At 57.4% G+C, this 20,353-nt stretch carries 19 protein-coding genes and 3 tRNA genes; 8 read left to right on the forward strand and 14 right to left on the reverse strand.

Annotation, left to right across the window (positions count from 1 at the left end):
* Positions 1-39: 39 nt before the first annotated feature.
* Positions 40-2,235 (reverse strand): OsmC domain/YcaO domain-containing protein, encoded by a 2,196-nt coding sequence (locus tag ACVVH8_RS16620; protein WP_103302318.1) that lies wholly within the window; start codon positions 2,233-2,235, stop codon positions 40-42.
* Positions 2,236-2,533: 298 nt separating this feature from the next.
* Here ACVVH8_RS16620 and ACVVH8_RS16625 point away from each other — a divergent pair, with 298 nt between their 5' ends.
* Entirely contained in the window at positions 2,534-5,179 is a 2,646-nt protein-coding gene (locus ACVVH8_RS16625; RefSeq protein WP_475224975.1) for a bifunctional diguanylate cyclase/phosphodiesterase, read from the forward strand.
* A gap of 31 nt (positions 5,180-5,210) precedes the next feature.
* Here ACVVH8_RS16625 and ACVVH8_RS16630 read toward each other — a convergent pair whose 3' ends face one another.
* Positions 5,211-5,426 (reverse strand): hypothetical protein, encoded by a 216-nt coding sequence (locus tag ACVVH8_RS16630; RefSeq protein ID WP_103302320.1) that lies wholly within the window; start codon positions 5,424-5,426, stop codon positions 5,211-5,213.
* A gap of 166 nt (positions 5,427-5,592) precedes the next feature.
* Here ACVVH8_RS16630 and ACVVH8_RS16635 point away from each other — a divergent pair, with 166 nt between their 5' ends.
* Together ACVVH8_RS16635 and ACVVH8_RS16640 are read left to right on the forward strand one after the other, a co-directional pair.
* Positions 5,593-6,417: a suppressor of fused domain protein gene (locus tag ACVVH8_RS16635; protein ID WP_103302321.1), complete on the forward strand. Its 825-nt coding sequence runs from the start codon at positions 5,593-5,595 to the stop codon at positions 6,415-6,417.
* A 145-nt stretch (positions 6,418-6,562) separates the two neighbouring features.
* Complete coding sequence (locus tag ACVVH8_RS16640) at positions 6,563-8,692, forward strand: TonB-dependent receptor family protein (RefSeq protein WP_475224978.1); 2,130 nt, start codon at positions 6,563-6,565, stop codon at positions 8,690-8,692.
* A 75-nt stretch (positions 8,693-8,767) separates the two neighbouring features.
* Here the strand turns inward: ACVVH8_RS16640 and ACVVH8_RS16645 are convergent, their stop codons facing one another.
* Positions 8,768-9,283 carry a hypothetical protein gene (locus ACVVH8_RS16645; RefSeq protein WP_212809120.1) on the reverse strand — a complete coding sequence of 172 codons (516 nt, stop codon included), beginning with the start codon at positions 9,281-9,283 and terminating at the stop codon, positions 8,768-8,770.
* 168 nt (positions 9,284-9,451) lie between these two features.
* A complete protein-coding gene (locus tag ACVVH8_RS16650) occupies positions 9,452-9,751 on the reverse strand; it encodes a hypothetical protein (protein ID WP_212809121.1) in 300 nt (99 codons plus the stop codon).
* Between the two features lie 177 nt (positions 9,752-9,928).
* Here ACVVH8_RS16650 and sseB point away from each other — a divergent pair, with 177 nt between their 5' ends.
* A complete protein-coding gene (gene sseB, locus ACVVH8_RS16655) occupies positions 9,929-10,729 on the forward strand; it encodes an enhanced serine sensitivity protein SseB (protein WP_475224980.1) in 801 nt (266 codons plus the stop codon).
* 36 nt (positions 10,730-10,765) lie between these two features.
* Here the strand turns inward: sseB and ACVVH8_RS16660 are convergent, their stop codons facing one another.
* On the reverse strand, positions 10,766-11,161 hold the full coding sequence (locus ACVVH8_RS16660; RefSeq protein ID WP_475224983.1) for a GFA family protein: 396 nt from the start codon (positions 11,159-11,161) through the stop codon (positions 10,766-10,768).
* 59 nt (positions 11,162-11,220) lie between these two features.
* Here ACVVH8_RS16660 and ACVVH8_RS16665 point away from each other — a divergent pair, with 59 nt between their 5' ends.
* Both ACVVH8_RS16665 and ACVVH8_RS16670 read left to right on the forward strand, forming a co-directional pair.
* On the forward strand, positions 11,221-11,436 hold the full coding sequence (locus ACVVH8_RS16665) for a hypothetical protein (protein WP_475224986.1): 216 nt from the start codon (positions 11,221-11,223) through the stop codon (positions 11,434-11,436).
* Between the two features lie 401 nt (positions 11,437-11,837).
* Positions 11,838-12,155: a hypothetical protein gene (locus ACVVH8_RS16670; RefSeq protein ID WP_475224988.1), complete on the forward strand. Its 318-nt coding sequence runs from the start codon at positions 11,838-11,840 to the stop codon at positions 12,153-12,155.
* A gap of 257 nt (positions 12,156-12,412) precedes the next feature.
* Here ACVVH8_RS16670 and ACVVH8_RS16675 read toward each other — a convergent pair.
* The 8 genes from ACVVH8_RS16675 to ACVVH8_RS16710 form a co-directional block, all read right to left on the reverse strand.
* A tRNA-Leu gene (locus ACVVH8_RS16675) sits at positions 12,413-12,499 on the reverse strand.
* Positions 12,500-12,693: 194 nt separating this feature from the next.
* Positions 12,694-12,767 (reverse strand) — tRNA-Cys (locus ACVVH8_RS16680).
* 46 nt (positions 12,768-12,813) lie between these two features.
* Positions 12,814-12,889, reverse strand: a tRNA-Gly gene (locus tag ACVVH8_RS16685).
* A gap of 60 nt (positions 12,890-12,949) precedes the next feature.
* Positions 12,950-13,510 (reverse strand): CDP-diacylglycerol--glycerol-3-phosphate 3-phosphatidyltransferase, encoded by a 561-nt coding sequence (gene pgsA / locus ACVVH8_RS16690; protein WP_008080159.1) that lies wholly within the window; start codon positions 13,508-13,510, stop codon positions 12,950-12,952.
* A 32-nt stretch (positions 13,511-13,542) separates the two neighbouring features.
* A complete protein-coding gene (uvrC, locus tag ACVVH8_RS16695; RefSeq protein ID WP_212809125.1) occupies positions 13,543-15,366 on the reverse strand; it encodes an excinuclease ABC subunit UvrC in 1,824 nt (607 codons plus the stop codon).
* 2 nt (positions 15,367-15,368) lie between these two features.
* Complete coding sequence (gene gacA / locus ACVVH8_RS16700) at positions 15,369-16,010, reverse strand: response regulator transcription factor GacA (RefSeq protein WP_016984198.1); 642 nt, start codon at positions 16,008-16,010, stop codon at positions 15,369-15,371.
* A gap of 127 nt (positions 16,011-16,137) precedes the next feature.
* Entirely contained in the window at positions 16,138-16,581 is a 444-nt protein-coding gene (locus tag ACVVH8_RS16705; RefSeq protein ID WP_475224991.1) for a GNAT family N-acetyltransferase, read from the reverse strand.
* Positions 16,582-17,340 carry a carbon-nitrogen hydrolase family protein gene (locus tag ACVVH8_RS16710; RefSeq protein ID WP_475224994.1) on the reverse strand — a complete coding sequence of 253 codons (759 nt, stop codon included), beginning with the start codon at positions 17,338-17,340 and terminating at the stop codon, positions 16,582-16,584.
* A 153-nt stretch (positions 17,341-17,493) separates the two neighbouring features.
* On the opposite strand from ACVVH8_RS16710, the gene ACVVH8_RS16715 reads away from it, so the two are divergent.
* The gene (locus ACVVH8_RS16715; RefSeq protein ID WP_401297111.1) at positions 17,494-17,622 is read left to right on the forward strand and encodes a hypothetical protein; all 129 of its coding nucleotides are present in this window, start codon (positions 17,494-17,496) and stop codon (positions 17,620-17,622) included.
* A 337-nt stretch (positions 17,623-17,959) separates the two neighbouring features.
* The gene (locus ACVVH8_RS16720; RefSeq protein WP_475224996.1) at positions 17,960-19,036 is read left to right on the forward strand and encodes a 3-deoxy-7-phosphoheptulonate synthase; all 1,077 of its coding nucleotides are present in this window, start codon (positions 17,960-17,962) and stop codon (positions 19,034-19,036) included.
* 55 nt (positions 19,037-19,091) lie between these two features.
* On the opposite strand, the gene ACVVH8_RS16725 is transcribed toward ACVVH8_RS16720, so the two are convergent.
* Positions 19,092-20,171 carry a hypothetical protein gene (locus ACVVH8_RS16725; protein WP_475224998.1) on the reverse strand — a complete coding sequence of 360 codons (1,080 nt, stop codon included), beginning with the start codon at positions 20,169-20,171 and terminating at the stop codon, positions 19,092-19,094.
* Positions 20,172-20,353 lie beyond the last annotated feature (182 nt).

Raw genomic sequence — 20,353 nt, forward strand, 5'->3', positions numbered from 1 at the left:
GCGCCACAGTCTATTCAAGTGCCTGCACTATTTATGGTCTCAAGCCGTGAAGTTGGCCCGCGCCGAATGCAGCTTCTTGTAGCTCTCGATCAAGCGCAGATGCCGGTCCAGTCCTTCCAGCTTCATGCTCGTCGGCGTCAAACCATAGAAGCGCACGCTGCCGTTTACCGAACCAATGGCCGCGTCCATGCGCTCGTCGCCGAACATGCGGCGGAAGTTGGTTTCGTAGTCAGCCAGCACCAGGTCCTCGTCCAGTTCCATCTCCAGCACCACGTTCACCGCTTGATAGAACAAGCCGCGTTCGACGGTGTTGTCGTTGTATTGCAGGAAGGCTTCGACCAGGTCTTTCGCTTGATCGTACTTCTGCAAGGCGAGGTAGATCAGCAGGCGCAGTTCGAGGATGGTCAACTTGCCCCACGGCGTGTTGTCATCGAACTCGACGCCGATCAGCGTAGTGATTTCGGTGTAATCGTCCAGCTCGCTGTTTTCCAGGCCCTGGGCGAGGTTACGCAGGCCGACTTTGCTCAGGCTGTGCAGGTTGAGGATGTCGGCACGGAATTGCAGGGCTTTGTTGGTGTTGTCCCAGATCAGGTCTTCGACCGGGTAGATCTCCGAGTAGTCTGGCACCAGAATCCGGCAGGCCTTGGCACCGATGTGCTCATAGACCGCCATGTAGACTTCTTTGCCCATGTCTTCGAGGATGCCGAACAGTGTTGCGGCTTCCTCGGCGTTGGAGTCTTCGCCTTGACCGGAGAAGTCCCACTCGACGAATTCGAAGTCTGGCTTGGCACTGAAGAAGCGCCACGACACCACACCGCTGGAGTCGATGAAGTGCTCGACGAAGTTGTTCGGCTCGGTTACAGCCTGACCCGAGAAAGTCGGCTGCGGCAAGTCGTTCAGACCCTCGAAGCTACGACCCTGCAACAATTCGGTCAGGCTGCGCTCCAGCGCCACTTCCAGGCTTGGGTGCGCGCCAAACGAGGCAAACACACCGCCGGTGCGCGGGTTCATCAGGGTCACGCACATCACCGGGAATTCACCGCCCAGCGACGCGTCCTTGACCAGCACCGGAAAGCCCTGTTCTTCCAGACCCTTGATACCGGCCAGAATGCTCGGGTACTTCTCGAGCACTGCCTGCGGCACATCCGGCAGGGCCATTTCACCTTCGAGGATTTCGCGTTTGACCGCGCGTTCAAAGATTTCCGATAGGCACTGCACCTGCGCTTCGGCCAGCGTGTTGCCAGCGCTCATGCCGTTGCTGAGGAACAGGTTTTCGATCAGGTTGGACGGGAAGTACACCACTTCATTGTCGGACTGGCGCACGAACGGCAGCGAGCAGATGCCGCGCTGGGTGTTGCCGGAGTTGGTGTCGTACAGATGCGAACCGAGCAGCTCGCCATCGCGGTTGTAAATGCCCAGGCAGTATTCGTCGAGGATTTCGGTTGGCAGCGCGTCTTTCGGGCCGGGCTTGAACCAGCGCTCGTCCGGGTAATGCACGAACTCGGCATTGGCGATCTCTTCGCCCCAGAACTGATCGTTGTAGAAGAAGTTGCAGTTCAGCCGCTCGATGAACTCGCCCAGCGCCGAGGCCAGCGCGCCCTCTTTGGTCGCGCCCTTGCCGTTGGTGAAGCACATTGGCGAGTGCGCGTCGCGGATATGCAGCGACCAGACGTTAGGCACGATATTGCGCCACGACGCGATTTCGATCTTCATGCCCAGGTCGGCGAGAATCCCCGACATGTTGGCGATGGTCTGCTCCAGCGGCAGATCCTTGCCGGCGATGTAAGTGCCCGCTTCTGAAGTGGAGTGCGGCATCAACAGCGCCTGAGCATCGGCGTCGAGGTTTTCCACCTCTTCGATGATGAACTCGGGACCGGTCTGCACGACCTTCTTCACGGTGCAACGGTCGATGGAGCGCAGGATGCCCAGACGATCCTTCTCCGAGATGTCCGCCGGCAGCTCGACCTGGATCTTGAAGATCTGGTTGTAGCGGTTTTCCGGATCGACAATGTTGTTCTGCGACAGGCGAATGTTTTCGGTGGGGATGTTACGCGTGTCGCAGTACAACTTCACAAAGTAAGCCGCGCACAAGGCCGACGACGCCAGGAAGTAATCGAACGGTCCCGGTGCCGAGCCATCGCCCTTGTAGCGAATGGGCTGATCGGCGATCACCGTGAAGTCGTCGAACTTGGCTTCAAGTCGAAGGTTGTCGAGAAAGTTGACCTTGATTTCCATGCGGGATTACCAGAATACGGCTAAACGAATGGCGGCCATTATCCGGTTTTTGAGCGGGAAGTCTTGTGCTTTCGGGAATCGCCGCTGACCGGCGCCACGCGGTTTACGGGCCGCAGATGCATGCCCGCAGCGAGTTTTGCGGGTCAGTCGTCAATTGTTGCAAACACGCCAAGGCAAAGACTCGTCGGGTTCACTACGCTTCTACAGATTCGGATCAATGCAATCGCGAAAAAGAATCTGAACATTGTGCACGCGCCACTGTTCCAGATTCAGAAGACTGCGGATCAAGGACGAGCGAATGGATATTTCCAGTTATGCGGCGCCTGCTCCACCCCGGCAAAGCGCCGTCACCCGGCGCCTGGCGGTCGCCGTCGGCGCACTGTTTGTTACGGGCGTGATTGCTGCGACCGTTGCCCTGCTCGGTATCGCCAACCGGCTCGACAGCGAAGAAATCAACAAAACCCGGTTCTATTCCGCTCGCGCCGTGGAAAACCGCATCACTGCGTCAAAAAACTACATCACCAGTTACGCCAACTGGACCACGGCTTATGAGCACCTCGGCGATCAGGTCGACACGAACTGGGCCTATACCGAGCAAAATGTCGGCAAAACCCTGTTCACCACGGACGGCTATGACGGCGTGTTTGTGCTGGATCGCGAGCGGACCAAATACGCGGTGGTTCGTGGGCAAATGCTCGACTCGGACATCTCCGCGTTTCTCGGGGCCAGTGCCGCGTCGCTGCTGGATCAGGTGCAAAGCCAGAGCGATCTGACCCAGGCCGTCAGCAGCTACGCACTGTTCGAGGGCTGGCCGGCACTGGTCTCGGCGGCGACGATCCTGCCCAACGATGAACGGCCACTGGACCCCGCGCAGAAAGCCTCGGTGCTGGTGTTCGTCGAGAAGCTCACCCCGACCAAGCTGCGCAAGATCGGCAGCGGTTATGGCTTGAACAACCTGACTCTGGCACTGGATGAAACCCTTGATCCGGCCCGACCTCGGGTATCGCTGGACAACACGGGTTACAGCCTGATTGCAGATCTGGAACGCCCGGGGCGCCAGTTATTGTGGTCATTGCTGCCCACCCTCGGCGCAACAATGGTGGTGCTGATGTTGCTGACCGCGTACTTCTTTCGCCACGCCTTGCGCTCATCGCAATACGTCGACAAAAGTTTTGCAGTGATGCAGAGCTCGAATCTGGCGCTGGAAAGCGCCAACCGTGGACTTGAAGCCAGTGAAGAACGTTTTCGTGCGGTGGCAGAAGCCGCTTCGGACTGGATCTGGGAAGTTGATCGGGATCTGTCGCTGACCTATTTATCGGCACGGTTCAGTGAAGTGACCGGTTATCCGCAAACCTTCTGGCTAGGTCAAGGCATCAGCCAACTGTTGTTCTGCGACACCACGCCGCTGGAACTGTGGCTGAAAAAACTCACTGAAGAAGGCCATGCCAGCGACTTGCGTTGCACCTACCGCGACCATTCCGGCCAGCAACGTCACTGTCGCCTCTCCGCGCGCCCGATCTTCGACAAGCATGCCGTCATCGGTTATCGCGGCACCGCCAGCGACATCACCGACGAAGTCGCCGCCCATGCACAGATCCAGCACCTGTCCATGCATGATGCCCTGACCGGCCTGCCCAACCGCAACAAACTGGCGCGTTATCTGGATGAGGCACTGATGCTTCGCGAGCACGCGCCAGCGCTGTCATTGTTGATGATCGATCTGGACAACTTCAAACCGATCAACGACTCACTCGGCCACCCTGCCGGTGATGCAGTGCTGCAAGAAGTCGCCGCCCGCCTGCGTGAATGCACCCGCGACGACGACATTGTCGCCCGTCTCGGCGGCGACGAATTCGTCGTTGTGCTCAACGGTATGGACAGCCGCCACGAAATCGACAAGTTCTGCACACGCCTGATCGGCAGCCTGCACCAACCGGTGATCTTCGAGGATCATCCGCTGCACATCGGCGCCAGTATCGGCATCGCCCTCAGTCGCCGCCACGGTTTCGCCCCCGGCGAGCTGATCCGTTACGCCGACATCGCGCTGTATCAGGCCAAATCCGAGGGCAAGAACACCTGGTGTTATTTCGAAGCGCACATGAGTGACCAGATCCAGACGCGCCGGCAACTTGAGGACGATATGCGCCACGCGCTCAAGCACAACGAATTCGTCCTGCACTATCAACCGCGCTACAAGGTCGACGGCAAGCAGATTGTCTCGGTCGAGGCACTGGTGCGCTGGCAACATCCAACCAAGGGCCTGCTTGGGCCGGACCTGTTTATCCCGCTGGCGGAGCAGACCGATCTGATCGTCCCGCTCGGTCGCTGGGTGTTGCGCGAAGCCTGCGAGACGGCGTTGAGCTGGCCGGAAGACATTCTGCTGTCGGTCAACCTGTCCCCGGCGCAGTTTGCCGTGACCGACGTGGTTGAGGATGTCCGCGAAGTGCTGGTTGCCACACGTTTTCCGGCGAGTCGCCTGGAGCTGGAAATCACCGAAAACGTCATGCTCAACGATACCGACGGCGCGCTGACCACCATGAATGCGCTGAAAGAACTGGGCGTGCGCCTGAACATGGACGACTTTGGCACCGGTTACTCGTCACTGGGTTACCTGCGCGCATACCCGTTCGACGGGATCAAGATCGACAAGCGTTTTATCGCCTCGATCAGCAGCGGCGCCAATGACCGGGCGGTGGTGCAAGCCATCATTGGTCTGGGCAAAGCCATGGGCCTGACGGTCACCGCTGAGGGCGTCGAAACCGAAGAGCAACTGGATATTCTTGGCGTGGATCAGTGCAATGAAGTGCAGGGGTATTTCATGAGCCGCCCGATCGACAAAGCGGCGTTCGCACGCCTGTTGCAAACGTCGAGAAGCGCACAGCCGGCGAAGCCGAAAGCAAAAAAAGACCGCTCTCGCAGCGGCCTTAATCTGGAGGGTTTATAACGCCGATCAACCGGTATTCGCATGGGCCGTTTCAGCCGGGTGTCTGATCCGCATCGCCCCGGAACACGCTGCCCGCATCCCGCACCAGTTGCCGCCATTCGGCGCTGGTGATCAGTCCCTGCTCCTCCATTTCATCGGCTGCCTTGAGCAACTCGTCATACTGCTCCTCCGGGTCCATCCGCAGTTGCGACTGCGTCGCCAGTTTGCGCCATGCCGCCAGTAATTCTTTCTTGCGCTGATCGAACATAGGTTTTTCTCGTGAAGGACTCACTCGGTAGAAAGAAACGTCCTCCCGGAGGTTCAGCGCAGTCGACGGGCGGATTACCGCACCTGTGATCTTCCTCACATATCCGGCGCTCTGTATCATTCGCCCCCTCCCCCGACGCTGCACACCAAGCCCGCAAGGAACGCGCATGAACTTCTTCAAAAAGCTGTTCACCTCATCGAAAAAACCTGCCATTCAGGCCCCGGAACACGCCGAAGAGCACATCGAGTCGTTCGGTTATGACGACCTGAGCGAGGCTGAAAAAGCCAACTTCGCCGAGCGTGAAGCCAGCCAGAAAGCCCTGGATCGGCATTGGAATGCTATCGGGACCAGCGAAAAAGACGTCCTTGGTTACATGATCAGCCCGAGTTTCATGGGCGGCCCCGACTGGCCATCAACCCGGCAAGCCTACCGCGTGGTGCGTCGTGGTGACTCGATCATCCTCACGACCGAAGGCATGTCAGACCCGTTCGATGGCGCCGAAGGCATGGGCAATGGTTTCGAGATGGAGTTGTTCATCGAAACATCGGACATTCCCGAGCACGCGCTCGGCGCGCCGGGTGACGTCGACCCCTTCCAGCGCAGTTGGGCATTCGAGCTGTTGAAACACCTCGCGGCCGAAGTGGCGCACGCTGGCGGGCTGGTCCATCGGCTGGAGAAATACGGTTCGATGTCGTATGAAATTCCGGGCTTCAGCAAATCGGATTACATGAGCGAGCAACTGCCCGCGCATTTCGTCACCGACGACGACATGACCGGCATGGTGATTGGCGCTCCCGAGCCGGATTTCTCCACCCGCATCGATGACATGCCTTTGTCGCCGGTCAGACTGGTCTGCGTGACATTGATCACCGCTGCCGAGCTCGAATACATCCGTACGGGTGGGCAAAGCGCGCGGGATGATCTGGTTGCCCGCCTGAAGGAAGCCGGTGTCGGGCATATCAGCCGTCTTGATCGCGCCAGCGTGGTGTGACCCGGCGCGTCGCTGGCCCGCAGTAGCGTTGTTGCCACCGCGCGTGTCGGTTTTACCGGCAGAAAGCAAATTCCCATGTGTTTCCTTCGTTCTTTCTTACGTCGCAATGTTCATTGCCTGCCCCTGTCTGCCTGGAGTTTTCTCGATGTCCGCGACCAAATCCCTGACCACTGCCCTGCTGGGCCTGGCCCTTGCCTGTCCGGCGATGGCTGAGACTCAAGGTCTGGAACTGGGACAAGTGCTGATTTCGGCCGAGGATCGCAGCGGCTCGGACGCGGCAGTCGAGGACGCCAAGTCCCGGCTCGAGCAAGTGCCCGGGGGCACCAACGTGGTCGATATGCGCCAGCCGTTGCAGGGCCGCGTGGCGAGCAATCAGGATGTCTTGGCCTATCAGCCGGGGGTCTATGCGCAATCGGCGGGCAACGAAGGGGTGAAGATTTCGATTCGCGGCTCGGGCATCAATCGGGCACCGGGCGCGCATGCTTCGGGGCTGTACACGATGCTCGATGGCTTGCCGCTGACCGGCCCCGGCGGCACGCCTTACGAATTGCTTGAACCACTGTGGGTCGACCATGTGGAAGTGCTGCGCGGTGCCAACGGCTTTGATCGTGGCTCGCTGGCCTTGGGCGGCGCCATCGATTACGTCAGCCACACGGGCTACGACGCGCCGAAACTGCAAGTGCGTTACGCCACCGGCAGCCATGGTTATCAGCAGCGTCAGGTGAGTTCCGGGCAGGTGCTGGGCGACTTCGATTACTACATGTCGCTGACCGATTCGAACGCCGACGGCTATCAGGATCACACCGCCAGCGAGAGCCAAGGCGTGATCGCCAACTTCGGTTATCGCTTCAACCCGAACCTGGAAACGCGCTTCTACATTCGTTATCGCCAGACCGACAACAACCTCGCCGGGCGCGTGACCAAGCATTCCATCGAACATGACCCGCGCGCGGCCAACCCGGCTTATGTATCCCGCGACGACAGCCGCAAACAACCGGGCAGCACCTTCATCGGCAACAAGACCACGTTCTACATCGACGACGACTCGAGCATCCAGACCGGCCTCGTCTACCACGACTATCCGATGGACCTGCGCGAAGGTCCCAACCGCTTGAAGGTGGCCTACACGGATGTCAGCGGCACCTTCGATTACAAGCGCCGCGACACCTTGTGGGGCATGGAAAGCCGTAGCAATGTGGGCCTGCGCGTGACCAAGCACTTGCCCAATGACGGCGCGAGCGAGCTGGTGCGCATTCCTACCGCGCCCAACACATCTGGCTATGCGCCCGGCACTCATATGCGCAACTTCACTTATCAGGGTTCGGACACTGTCCTGCATTTTGGCAACGATCTGGAAATCGCCGACGACTTGTGGCTGACCACCGGCCTCGCCGCCATTTATACCCGCCGCGAAAGCGCCGTTACCTACCCGCAAGGCGGCGGTAAAACCAGCATGAACGACTGGGACTACGCCCCCCGCCTGGGCCTGCGTTATCAGGTAACCCCTGATCTGCAAGTATTCGGCAACCTTAGCCGTTCGGTCGAAGCTCCGCACCCGTGGTCGCTGATCTACAGCTCCAACGTTCGCTTCCCGAAAGACAGCGGTGCGGCGACCGGCACCCAGCGCGACCCGATCAAACTGCAAAACCAGACCGCCACCACCCTCGAACTCGGCGGTCGCGGCGACAGCGCCTTCGGCGAATGGAGCCTGGCCTGGTATTACGCACAAGTGCGTCACGAATTGCTTTCCGTGCTGCCCGACGCCAACGCGGTCACGCCTTATGAGCTCAACGCCAGCCCCACCGTACATCAAGGCGTCGAAGCCAGTTTGAACAGCAAACTCTGGTCAGCCGATGACGGCCGCCAACTGAGCCTGCGTCAGGCGTATACCTTCAGCGATTTCCACTACCGCGATGATGATCGCTTCAGTGATAACCGCCTGCCGGGATTGCCGATGCACTACTACCAGGGGGAATTACGCTACGACTGGCCGCAAGGATTCTTTGCGGCGATGAATACCCAATTGGTGTCGAAAGTTGCCGTGGATTACGCCAATAGTTACTACGCCGATCCGTACGCGCTATTTGGCGCGACGCTGGGTTACAACGCACCGAAGGGCGACTGGCAGACCTGGCTGGACCTGCGCAACCTGACCAACAAGCACTACGCAGCAACGGTGACGCCGGGGTATGACGACAAAGGGCTGGATGCCGCGCGGTCTACGCCGGGTGAGGGAATGGGGGTGTATGTCGGGGTGTCGTGGAGTTTGCTCTGAGGGCACTGCTCGGCGCGGTATCCATGCCGACGCTGCGATTTTTGAGAAGATCGCAGTCGCCCAGAAACGTTTAACTCAGCGAAACATTCGTTCCTGCATCAGCGTGCTCGGGATCAGCAGCGTCTGGGTGTAATAAGCCTTGTAGCCATACGCCGTAATACGCACTTTGCACGGAATAAAAGACTGCTTGATCAGTAAAGGCCTGATGGCTTCGTAGTCATTCAGATCGTGTTGAGTTCCGTCGGGTCTGACATTATAGAAAAGAAGCTCAGTGGTGAATTCATAGCCGGATGGATTCTCGCTGTTTTCCTCGACACGACCTTCGGCTTTTACGTTGATAGCGTGTTCTGATGAGAACTCCATATCTCCGTCTAATGAACAGATCAATGTCGGATTGAGTTGATTGGATCTTTCGTAATGATTGAAAGCAATCAACAAATTCACGGTCGAGCTGAAATTCACAATAAAAGAATTATTGGCGCTTTTCTCGAAAGACAACAGCGCAAGTTCGGCTGGAGGTATGACAGGTGTTTTGGCGCACCCGGCGCAGAGCAGCATCAAGAAGACACTAACGCAATGAGAGGAATTCATGGATCAGACCCGCTTTCAAGGTCGCGGCGCCCGATAGATCAGGGTCACGGGGAGAAATTCTGCCACCGCTGAGTTCATTAAGCGATCAGGGAAACCCTGACAGGGACGATCGCAAAAGAGCGCGTGGCCGTCATGAAAGACCACGCGCATCCTGTTTACCTTTTGTACTTAGTGCAGGTTGAGCAAGGCGAACAGCCCAACGATAACCATCAGCACCGACATGTACTGCATCGGCACGAAGAACAACGTGTGCTTTTTGCGGAAAACGACTTCGCCACCAGTGGCGGGGTCAATGTAGGTTTTGCCCGGTGCGTTATTCAGCTTGTGACCAATAAAGGCATTAGCTGCAGCGGCAACCAGTAAGCCAACACCGACACCCAGCCCATTTGGAAGTCCGGCGAAAGAAATCAGACCCACCAATGGAATCAGAATAGAAAGAATGCCCCAGCCTTGCCAGATAAGAAACATAACGCGTCCCTGTTAATTTTTGAGGCGCGCAATCTAACAAACAACTATGCGTTGCGGCAACAACTAGTAATATCTTTGTCCAGCCGATGACGGTACGTTTTTTTTGTGAGCGATGACAGGCAGAATGAAGCGCCCTTGTTGCCTTCCCGTTCATGTCTGATTTCAGGGAGTAGTCGAATGGACATCACGAATCACCCACAAGAGAACTCACTGGAGCAATCGCTCAGACTGGCCGCCGACGAGCCTGCCCATCGGCCCGAGTTCTTCCGGATTTTGCTGAACTCCACTGTCTACGTTCTCGGTTCGACGGACGCTGAGGACGGCACAGTGGATCTGGAGGCCGGCAGCAAAGTCAGCATCGCGCATTGGGAAAAACCGGACGGTACTTCTGTCATCCCGTTTTTTTCCTCGCTGCAAACGCTACAGAAATCGATAGACAGCGAGGAGTCCTACCTCGAGCTCCCGGCCAGATCCTTGTTCGAGATGACGCAAGGCACCCACCTCTTCCTGAATCCGAAATCGCCTTATGGAAAAGAGTTCTTCCCGGAAGAGGTACGCAATCTGCTATCTGACCAAGTCGGCCAAAAGGCGACAGTCCGCACGGTAGAAAAAGAAACCAAAGTGCTGCTCGGGCAACCGGCCAAGTACCCGTCGAAGATGGTGCAGTCGCTGACGCAACTACTGGCCAGCCACCGCAACGTGAAGCGTGCATTTCTTGCGCTGATGCACGACACCTCGGTGGACGAAAAACCGCACCTGATCATCGGCATCGAGGCTGACGGCGACATTGAACTGGTCTTGCGCGAGGCAGGCAATGTCGCGGGAGATACCGCTCCTGACGGTGAGCCGGTCGACCTCTATCGCGTGTCTGAAAGCGAGTCAGGGCTTAGCGATTACTTCCTTAAACAGACGACGCCGTTCTACGAACGCAAACAATCGAGCAAGTGGCGTTCGATATTTGGTTTTGGCAGGGGCTGATAGAATCCGCGCACCCCGGTCCCGGTAAAGTCACCATTACCGGCCGGGCTGCCACTGGGAATACTTGGGGAGCCCTTCCCCATCCAGCCAGGCGGCGTCATGCTCGGTCCAGATGTGATATTCAGCCCTGGCACGAGGATCTTCGTCCAACGTGGCAACTCGCACGATCATTGCAGCTGAGCCGACTCGCTCAGCCACGAGATGCGATCCGCAGCTGGAGCAGAAGTGTCGGATCTTCCCCGGAGACGATTCGAAAGCCTTCAGTGCCGCCAGGCCCTGAGTCCATCTGAAATGCTCCCTTAGAACTCCAGCCGTAGAGACATACGCCGCTGCATGGGTCTTGCGGCAAGTCATGCAATGACAATGGCTGATCGGCATATCAATGCTGTCGATCTCATAACCTACAGCCCCACAGGCGCAGCTTCCTTTCATCCATCCTCCGACTGAAGTGTTCGTTTAATATGCAATCAAATCGTTGCAGCGAGCCACTTATGCAGACCATTCTCACTGGAACAATCATGACGGGTGAGCAGACGGGCTGGAAGGTCAATATTAAAGATGACAGCGCGGGCGAAACAGGAGGATTTTTCCTCTACTTGATACTCGACCGGCACCACGGGATCGATTCCTGGTTTGAAACACTGGAGCAGTTGAAGCGCGAAATATCCGAACTCGAAATCCGCTGGGACTCATCACAGAGACTTTGACCATTTTGATGAAACCCGACTGACCGCTTTAGACCAGAAACAGACGATTGATCCAGCTCGTTCGTCCCCTGACATCCTCACGCATGGACGCATGCATGGTCGAATCCTCTAAACTCGTATGCAGCTCTATCAATCTCAGGTTTGATTTTGCTTTCCAACGCGGACTCCATTGATGATGAGTATTCGGAGGATCCTGCGACGCGGATAATACCGGCGCAAGGTGCGTCGATCTCGGTGACCGCGTTGGCCGACAGGCGCCATTCGACTAGCCGCTATCGGCCGTATTATTGAGGCGACATCGGTACCAGCGGATCGCGCGGGCAGTGCTTGAATGGGTGGGGGGGGGTTACGGGTATTTCCCAAGCCATATCACATCGCTAACAGTAGCCCTGGAGAAAGGGATGAAAACTGTCGCACTGATCGGTTTGCTGTTATTCATTTCGTTCTGTTTGTTTATCAAGATTCGCCAAGTGCGGCAATGGAAGCTAGACGTTGCAACGGATTTCGAAGCAGCTCTTGCGAGCATGCAGATCACCGCTTACGACCTACTTGTGAGCCGAAGCAAAGCACCCACCAGGCAGCAACCAGCTGAGATTTATCGAATCCTGCGCGACCAGCATGGCCGCTACTTTCTGTACCTGCACTCAGGCGTAAACCCAGGGATCTTCCAGCCGCTTACAGAGGATCGTGCGCTCTCGGCGGCCAAGGTTAATGGCTAACCTTGCCCTCACCAGCTCCGCCCTGGACAACTTCCCCGGCAACGCATAGAGAACGGCGAGTGCCTGCCCAGATGCCAACGGCAAGGAAGCTACAAGCACGAAGGAAGGCTACACCCGAAGTAGCTCGCCAGCCTTGGGTGCTGGCTAACGGAAGCAAAAACTGACGGTCAGGTGAATTGCGGATCAAGTCCAAAATTGCGAGCCGAAAACAAACAAGGGTTTGCATCAGCTTTCGCCCGCAAACCCTTGATTTAAGATGGTGCCCGAAGCCGGAATCGAACCGGCACGCCCTTACGAGCGGGGGATTTTAAGTCCCATGCGTCTACCAGTTTCGCCATTCGGGCGGTAGCGCGGTGTTGCTCTGTTCAACTGCCGAGTCGTAATCCTAAAGGATCAGGCTCTAGCGGCAGTGCGGGAAATATATACATCACTCCCCAGTGAAGCAAGTTCGCAATGGCCGATTTTCAAGACTAAATCTTGCAGCACACTGGAAATAAAAAAGCTCCGTAAATCATGGATCTACGGAGCTTGTTTATAGTGGAGGCCGAGGTCGGAATCGAACCGGCGTAGGTGGATTTGCAATCCACTGCATAACCATTTTGCTACTCGGCCTCAAAGCATTTGCTGTCAGTAGCACAACAACAAACACTGTACAAATTGGAGCGGGAAACGAGACTCGAACTCGCGACCCCGACCTTGGCAAGGTCGTGCTCTACCAACTGAGCTATTCCCGCTTGGTGTGGCGCATTCTATAGATTTCAGAAGCCCCGTCAACCCTTTGATTCAAAAAAGTTTTATTTCTTTTCAACATCGGTTTTCAGATGTGGCCAGGCGGCACGAAGGTATTGAACCATCGACCACAAAGTCAGGCCGGCCGACACCATCAGCAAGGCATAACCCAACACAACCCAGAAGCTGAAATCCCTTGGATTGGCCAAGAGAATCACCAGCGCGAGCATCTGCGCAGCGGTTTTCCACTTTCCGAGATTTGAAACGGCCACATGAGCACGAGCGCCGAGCTCGGCCATCCACTCGCGCAATGCCGATACGACAATCTCGCGACCGATGATGACGGCAGCTGGCAACGTAAGCCAGAGATTGCCGTGCTCTTGCACCAGCAGTACCAGCGCAACCGCAACCATGAGCTTGTCGGCGACCGGATCAAGGAACGCTCCGAAAGGAGTGCTTTGTTCGAGACGGCGGGCGAGATAACCATCCAGCCAATCCGTGGCTGCCGCAAAGGCAAACACCGAGGCGGAGGCCATGTAGCTCCACTGATAAGGCAGATAGAACAGCAAAATGAAGATCGGGATGAGCAGAACGCGTAGAACGGTAATCAGATTAGGGATATTCATCGGCACAACTGGCTACGAGGTGAAGGGGCATTCTACTCGCTATGCAGGTTTGCATAAATCGACTCTGCGAGCTTTTTACTGATCCCCGGGGCTTTGGCGATCTCTTCGATGCTTGCACGAGACAGCTCCTGCAATCCACCGAAATGTTTCAACAAGTCGCGACGACGGGTTGGGCCGACGCCGGCAACGCCCTCCAGGGTTGACGTTCGGCGGGTTTTGCCGCGACGGGCTCGGTGTCCGGTAATTGCAAAACGGTGGGCCTCATCGCGAATCTGCTGGATCAGATGCAGCGCCGGGGAGTCACCGCGCAAGGTGAACTCGTGCGCCGCATCATTCAGATACAAAGTTTCAAAACCAGCTTTGCGGGTCGCGCCCTTGGCGACACCCAGCAAGATCAGGTCCGGCACGGCCAGTTCGTTGAGAACATCACGGGCCATCGATAGCTGCCCCTTGCCGCCGTCGACCAGCAAGATATCCGGCAACTTGCCCTCGCCGTCCTTGAGTTTGCTGAAACGCCGCGTCAAGGCCTGATGCATGGCGGCATAGTCATCCCCCGCCGTGACACCCTCGATGTTATAGCGACGGTAGTCCGACTTGATTGCACCTTCCGGACCAAACACCACGCAGGACGCGACCGTCGCCTCACCACTGGAGTGACTGATGTCATAGCATTCCAAGCGCTGCGGAGGCTCATCCAGCTTCAGTACTTCAGCCAAGGCCTCAAAGCGTGCCGCGGTGTGCTGACGATTTGCCAGCCGCGCGCCCAACGCCTGCTCCGCATTGGTGACAGCGAGTTGCTGCCAACGCGCTCGCGTGCCCCGCACCCGATGACTGATGGCCAGTTCCCGGCCACGCAATTCATGAATCGCTTCGATCAGCGTCGGGAAATCCTCGTGTACGACGTTGACAATCAGTTCACTCGGCAAGTCGCGTTCCGGACTGCTGATGAAGTATTGGCCGAGGAACGCGGCCATGACTTCCGACACGTCCTCTTCGATACCTACTTGCGGAAAGAAGTTTTTGCTACCCAATACGCGTCCGCCACGGACACTGATCAAATGCACGCAGGCACCACCCGGGTTGACGAATGCAGCGATGACGTCGATATCGCCAGTGCCGCCCTCCATGCTTTGTTGATCCTGTACGCGGCGCAACAATGCAATCTGATCGCGCAACTCGGCGGCGCGCTCGAACTCCAGGTTGATCGCTGCCTCCTCCATCGCCGTGGACAGTTCATTGGTCAGTGCGTGACTGCGCCCCTCGAGAAACATCACCGAGTGACGCACGTCTTCGGCATAAACCTCAGGCTCGACCAGACCGACGCAAGGCGCCTTGCAACGCTTGATCTGATATTGCAGGCACGGGCGGGTTCGATTCTTGTAATAGCTGTCTTCACACTGTCGGACGAAAAACGTCTTTTGCAGCAGGCTCAGACTTTCGCGAATGGCACCCGCGCTCGGATAAGGCCCGAAATATTTGCCTTTGGCTTTTTTCGCCCCGCGATGGATGCTGAGGCGCGGAAACTGTCCGTCCGAGAGAAACACGTAAGGATAGGATTTGTCGTCGCGCAACAGGATGTTGTACGGCGGCCGCCATTCCTTGATCAGCGTCTGCTCAAGCAACAGCGCTTCGGTTTCGTTGGCGGTAATGGTCGTTTCGACCTGCGCAATGCGACCGACCAAAGCAGCGGTTTTCGGCGCCAGACCGGTCTTGCGAAAGTAACTCGCCAAGCGTTTCTTGAGGTTCTTGGCCTTGCCGACATACAAGAGACGCGCATCGCTGTCGAACATGCGATACACGCCGGGGCGCCCGCTGACGGTCGACAGGAAGGCGCTGGAATCGAATGCTTCAGTCATGGTCAGAGGCTGGCATCAACCATGCCGTGACGAACCGCCAACAGCGTCAACTCGACGTCGCTGCTGATCGAAAGCTTCTCGAAAATACGGTAGCGATAGGTGTTCACGGTTTTCGGCGACAAACACAACTTGTCGGAAATGATCTGTACCTTCTGGCAGCCGACAATCATCAACGCGATCTGGATTTCTCGCTCGGACAACGCATCGAACGGAGAATCATTGGACGGTTGAAAGGACTTGATCGCCAACTGCTGAGCAATCTGCGGGCTGATGTAGCGCTGCCCGGCAAACACCAGCCGAATGGCCTGCACCATTTCCGGCAACCCGGCACCCTTGGTGAGATAACCCGCAGCGCCGGCTTGCAACAAGCGAGTAGGAAAAGGATCCTCCTCACATACAGTAACCGCGACCACCTTGATGTCAGGGTGACTGCGCAGCAGTTTACGCGTGGCTTCCAGGCCGCCGATGCCAGGCATCTTGACGTCCATCAGGACCACATCGGGTTTCAACTCTCGGGCCTTGATCAGGGATTCTTCCCCGGACTCGGCCTGGCCCACTACCTGCAAGCCATCAATATCGGCCAGCATCCGTGTAATGCCTGTACGAACGAGATCATGGTCATCGACCACTAGCACCCTAATCAAGCAGACACCTCGCGATATGGTCTTATTGGGATGCCGGACACCTTAGCAAAAAGTGCCCGACAGACCTAGCGGCAAGCAGCATTTAAAAAGTTTCAATTCATCATCGAAGGCTTGCCGGCCGTGGGTTTCAGAGCACAGGTGTACTGATATCCAGCTGCATTCGCAGAAAACACTCGTCCTCGCCTTGTACGTGTAGTCCTTTTCTTTCATACAAATGTTTCGCCGGATTGTTTTCGAAGACTGTCAAGCGCAAAGCCGGCCGCAGCTCTTCGTGGGCCATGCCGATAACCTGATCAATCGCCCAGGAACCCGCGCCCTGGCGGTGAAAGGGTTCAGCAATCTGCAGTTCACGAATGTATAACGCCCGCCTGTCCCGGCTGAGACTGAAAAAACCTATCGCCACATCATCACGCAATATCAGCCAGTTCTCGCGTCCCGACCAGGCTACGTCGAATGCTTCGTCCTGCCACAACAGATCATGATGAATGTAGTAACGCAGCATGTTCTGGCAAGTGAGATTGCGTGAAAATGCCAGATCCTCTGGCGCCGCTTTCCGCAACTGGAATGTCATTCAGCCCGCCATCACAGGAACGACCCGCCCCTGCCAGGTTCCGGTGTCTCGTTGGGCAACCAGCAAAAGGTCACCCACTCCCGGCGCGGAAGCGACCAATGAACCGTTTTCGGACCATATCGCGCTGCGCCCTGCCGACTGCCATCCGCCAGTAAGGCCACCGTGGTTGGCCATCAACACGGCCATCGCGTGTTGCCGTGCATAACCCTGAAGCAGCGCGTTGTCTGCCGCGTAACCTTTTTCGCTGATCAATACGCCTGCTGCGTACAGGTCAGCCCCTTGTTCAGCCGCCGCAGCCGCGTGACTGGCGTGGGAAAAATCGGCGCAGACTGCCAGCGCAACCTTGTGGTTGCCGATGTCCAGGGCAGGCCCTCCGAACCCAGGGGCGAAAACAAGCTCTTCGCCCGGGTGCAAATGCTGTTTGCTGTACACCACGAGCGAGCCATCAGCACCCAGAATCAGAGCACCAATCAACACTCCAGGATGATTTTCCAACCGGACAGGCATGCCGACGACCGTCGTTATGCCATGCTCACGAGCAACTTCGCGCAACGGCTGAAGGACTGCGTCTTGCGGGTCGACGGCCAATGCTGCAGCCTCCTTGCCTTCATAGCCCGTCAGGGACAATTCCGGAAAAACCAGCAGCTGCACGCCCTGCCCCGCTGCAGCTTCGATGAAGCGCATATGGCGAGCAATGTTGGCGGCAAGATCACCGGCAATGGAGGTTGCCTGGGCAGCGGCAATGGTCAGTGTCGACATGATTCTTCCATGGTCATCAGGCAAAGTGCCGAGTGTGGCACAACTGACGCTGCGCTCAAGCAATAGGCGTTTTGTTGCTCACGCGATAGCAATTTCTGATTGCTGAGGCATATCGGGCTCTAGTAAGCTCGGCGCATTCATCGGAGACAGACCATGTTCAACGCCCTTTCACAGCTTCTTGCCGTCAGCGCCATGCGCTCGGTTACGGCTGCCCGGGTGAACGACGTTTGCGCTCCGGTCAGCTTTTATTTTGGGTATTGGTTTAGCCACTGGCGCGCCTGATACCCACACGGCGCCCATGAAAACGGGTCGCCTACCAGAGATTTCTCAACCCCCGGTCGGCTTCCCGATCGGGGGTTTTGTTTTTTCAGGCCCAGACTTTTTCCGCAACACACCAGACACTTTTGAGGATTCACAAAATGAACTACGCCACTTATTACCGTTACGACAGCTTTAGCGCCTGGCGATTTACCAGCCTCCGCTCGGGACAGCCTGCCGCCTCCGATCGGTCACCCACAGGTGGCAAACACGCCCATGTAGCCAATACGGCCAATTGTCGAACACCCCAGTAGGGCTGAGCGAGCGGGAACAACCCGCCGCCTGCCCAGGAAGACCGAATATGAACTCGTCCGTTTCTGCTCTGCCGCTGTCCACCCTCAATTCCGCCAACGAAGCACTGACCCTGCGTCTGCCCAGCTCGTTGCAACTCAAACAGCAGTTGCCATTGAGCAACGCCTTGAGCCAACAAGTCGCCGCCCACCGCCAAGCGGTCCGCGCAATTCTCAATGGTGAAGACCAGCGCCTGCTGGTAATCGTCGGCCCTTGCTCCATCCACGATCCTCAGTCCGCCCTTGAATACGCTGGCAAGCTCGCCCGACTGGCTGAAGCCGTCAGCGGCGAGATGCTGCTGGTGATGCGTGCCTATGTCGAAAAACCGCGCACCACCGTCGGCTGGAAAGGTCTGGCCTACGACCCGCACCTGGATGGCAGTGACGACATGGCCGGCGGCCTGACACTGTCCCGCGAGCTGATGCTGGAAATGATCCGCCTCGGTTTGCCAGTGGCGACCGAACTGTTGCAACCCATGGCTGCGGGTTACTTCGATGACCTGCTCAGTTGGGTGGCCATTGGTGCACGTACCACCGAATCACAAATACATCGTGAAATGGCCAGCGGCCTGAGCATGCCGGTGGGCTTCAAGAATGGTACCGACGGCGGAGCGACTGTTGCGGTTGACGCCATGCGCTCGGCAGCCCATCCACATCGGCATTTCGGGGTCGATAGTCAGGGACACCCGGCGATTATTCAAACGCCAGGCAACCCGGATACTCACCTGGTGTTGCGCGGCGGGCACCACGGACCCAACCATGATCGTGAGAGCGTGGCCAGAATCCACGCTGACTTGAACCGATTGAAAATCCCCAGCCGCATCATGGTCGATTGCAGCCACGCCAACAGCGGCAAGGATCCATTGCGCCAGCCGGGAGTCTTCAACGAGGTCCTGGAGCAACGCTTGCAGGGTGATCGCTCACTGATCGGCATGATGCTGGAGTCTCATCTTTTCGAGGGCTGTCAGCCGCTGAGTGCATCGCTGCGTTACGGCGTTTCGATTACCGATGGTTGCCTGGGTTTCAGCGCAACGGAGCAACTTCTGCTCCAGGCAGCTCGACGTCTTGGCGCGTGCACCATAGGCTGATCGCACGGCCCACCTTCCGGTTCAGCAGAGAATCGGAGGGTGGGCCAGGTTCAACCTACGCCTCTACCCGCACCTGTGTCGCCGCGGACGCCTGACTGACATCGTCCAATCGCTCTACCGTGTAGGAAACACGTACAGTCGATCCCTGGTGTTCGCGCCAGAAGCGCTGTGGAACGATAAAAATCAGCGGTTTCCCTGCGGTTTCCCGAGTGATGTCGCGATCATCCCTGTGACTGAAAAAATCACCGTCACACTTGAGATAGACCAGTTCACCCTCCTGGGTCCGGGCATTGCCGATCACCACGGTGACGCCATCAGTTGAATCCTCTGCCAACAGCACGCCATCTTCTGCCTCCAGCACATCGGGCGCGTCCAGCTCGCTTTGCAAGAACGGGGTGACGAGAACTCTCGCAGTATCGGACTCGCGAACCGCACCATTCGCCTGCTCGACTCGGTAACGAACCGTCACCTCGCCACCGAGGTGCGCTGCGATGTACTCGGCAGGTACCCAGAAGGAAAGGGTTTCTGCGACAGCAAAGGCCTCGACCTTCAATCGATCGCTGAACGCCAACGGCGAGGCGTCCCCTGACCACATCAACGACACCTGGTCACCTACCGCCATTTTGCCGTACGGCTGGAGAGTGACGAGTACACCTTCCACCACCCGTGCCGGATCCAGTGTCCCGCTTATTGCTCCCTCGACCTGCGGAGCAAGCAACTGCGCACGCGTATCTCCCACAGTCAATTGCAGGGGCGCAGACAATGCGGGCTCGGGCAGACCCGCGCTGGCAAGCGTCCAGTAGATATCCAGAGCGCCGCCATCCAGAGCGGCAACGTGCATGCCTTTGATCACGAAAATGACGTCTTTGCCAACTTGCGCCGCGCTGACATAGCGAACCTTTTCATGCTGGTAAACAAAGCCCTCGATATCCAGACCCTCCCATCTCAGCAGCAACCGATCTCCACACGCCATATTTGTATAAGGAGCAATACGAACGACGACCTGACTCAGCGAAGGGTCGAGCACATCGCCCTCCAGTGAGTCGAGTGTTGCGGCAGGCAATAGCTGATTTGTTGTGCAGGGGCTGACGGGGTGGCGCATCCGGTAGCAAAACTCGATTTCATGGGTGTTCATTCGTGGCTCGACTCCTTGGACAAAACGCTGCCTTCATGACGGCGTCGACAGCCCACATTGAACGAGATTGCTGATGCAACCGGTATCAGCCCAATACGCCGCATACATGACGCAAAGGCTACGAGCGCAGTAGGCAACCTACGCAAAATCGAGTCACTGCAGGCGTAAGACGGCCAGAACTT

The organism is Pseudomonas trutticola BRTCR10 (genome assembly GCF_056155105.1).

Excerpts from the sequence above, each read along its gene's own strand:
- ACVVH8_RS16620 (WP_103302318.1), bottom strand. The coding sequence starts at position 2,235 with ATGGAAATCAAGGTCAACTTTCTCGACAACCTTCGACTTGAAGCCAAG.
- ACVVH8_RS16625 (WP_475224975.1), top strand. The coding sequence starts at position 2,534 with ATGGATATTTCCAGTTATGCGGCGCCTGCTCCACCCCGGCAAAGCGCC.
- ACVVH8_RS16630 (WP_103302320.1), bottom strand. The coding sequence starts at position 5,426 with ATGTTCGATCAGCGCAAGAAAGAATTACTGGCGGCATGGCGCAAACTG.
- ACVVH8_RS16635 (WP_103302321.1), top strand. The coding sequence starts at position 5,593 with ATGAACTTCTTCAAAAAGCTGTTCACCTCATCGAAAAAACCTGCCATT.
- ACVVH8_RS16640 (WP_475224978.1), top strand. The coding sequence starts at position 6,563 with ATGTCCGCGACCAAATCCCTGACCACTGCCCTGCTGGGCCTGGCCCTT.
- ACVVH8_RS16645 (WP_212809120.1), bottom strand. The coding sequence starts at position 9,283 with ATGAATTCCTCTCATTGCGTTAGTGTCTTCTTGATGCTGCTCTGCGCC.
- ACVVH8_RS16650 (WP_212809121.1), bottom strand. The coding sequence starts at position 9,751 with ATGTTTCTTATCTGGCAAGGCTGGGGCATTCTTTCTATTCTGATTCCA.
- sseB (WP_475224980.1), top strand. The coding sequence starts at position 9,929 with ATGGACATCACGAATCACCCACAAGAGAACTCACTGGAGCAATCGCTC.
- ACVVH8_RS16660 (WP_475224983.1), bottom strand. The coding sequence starts at position 11,161 with ATGAAAGGAAGCTGCGCCTGTGGGGCTGTAGGTTATGAGATCGACAGC.
- ACVVH8_RS16665 (WP_475224986.1), top strand. The coding sequence starts at position 11,221 with ATGCAGACCATTCTCACTGGAACAATCATGACGGGTGAGCAGACGGGC.
- ACVVH8_RS16670 (WP_475224988.1), top strand. The coding sequence starts at position 11,838 with ATGAAAACTGTCGCACTGATCGGTTTGCTGTTATTCATTTCGTTCTGT.
- pgsA (WP_008080159.1), bottom strand. The coding sequence starts at position 13,510 with ATGAATATCCCTAATCTGATTACCGTTCTACGCGTTCTGCTCATCCCG.
- uvrC (WP_212809125.1), bottom strand. The coding sequence starts at position 15,366 with ATGACTGAAGCATTCGATTCCAGCGCCTTCCTGTCGACCGTCAGCGGG.
- ACVVH8_RS16705 (WP_475224991.1), bottom strand. The coding sequence starts at position 16,581 with ATGACATTCCAGTTGCGGAAAGCGGCGCCAGAGGATCTGGCATTTTCA.
- ACVVH8_RS16710 (WP_475224994.1), bottom strand. The coding sequence starts at position 17,340 with ATGTCGACACTGACCATTGCCGCTGCCCAGGCAACCTCCATTGCCGGT.
- ACVVH8_RS16715 (WP_401297111.1), top strand. The coding sequence starts at position 17,494 with ATGTTCAACGCCCTTTCACAGCTTCTTGCCGTCAGCGCCATGCGCTCG.
- ACVVH8_RS16720 (WP_475224996.1), top strand. The coding sequence starts at position 17,960 with ATGAACTCGTCCGTTTCTGCTCTGCCGCTGTCCACCCTCAATTCCGCC.
- ACVVH8_RS16725 (WP_475224998.1), bottom strand. The coding sequence starts at position 20,171 with ATGAACACCCATGAAATCGAGTTTTGCTACCGGATGCGCCACCCCGTC.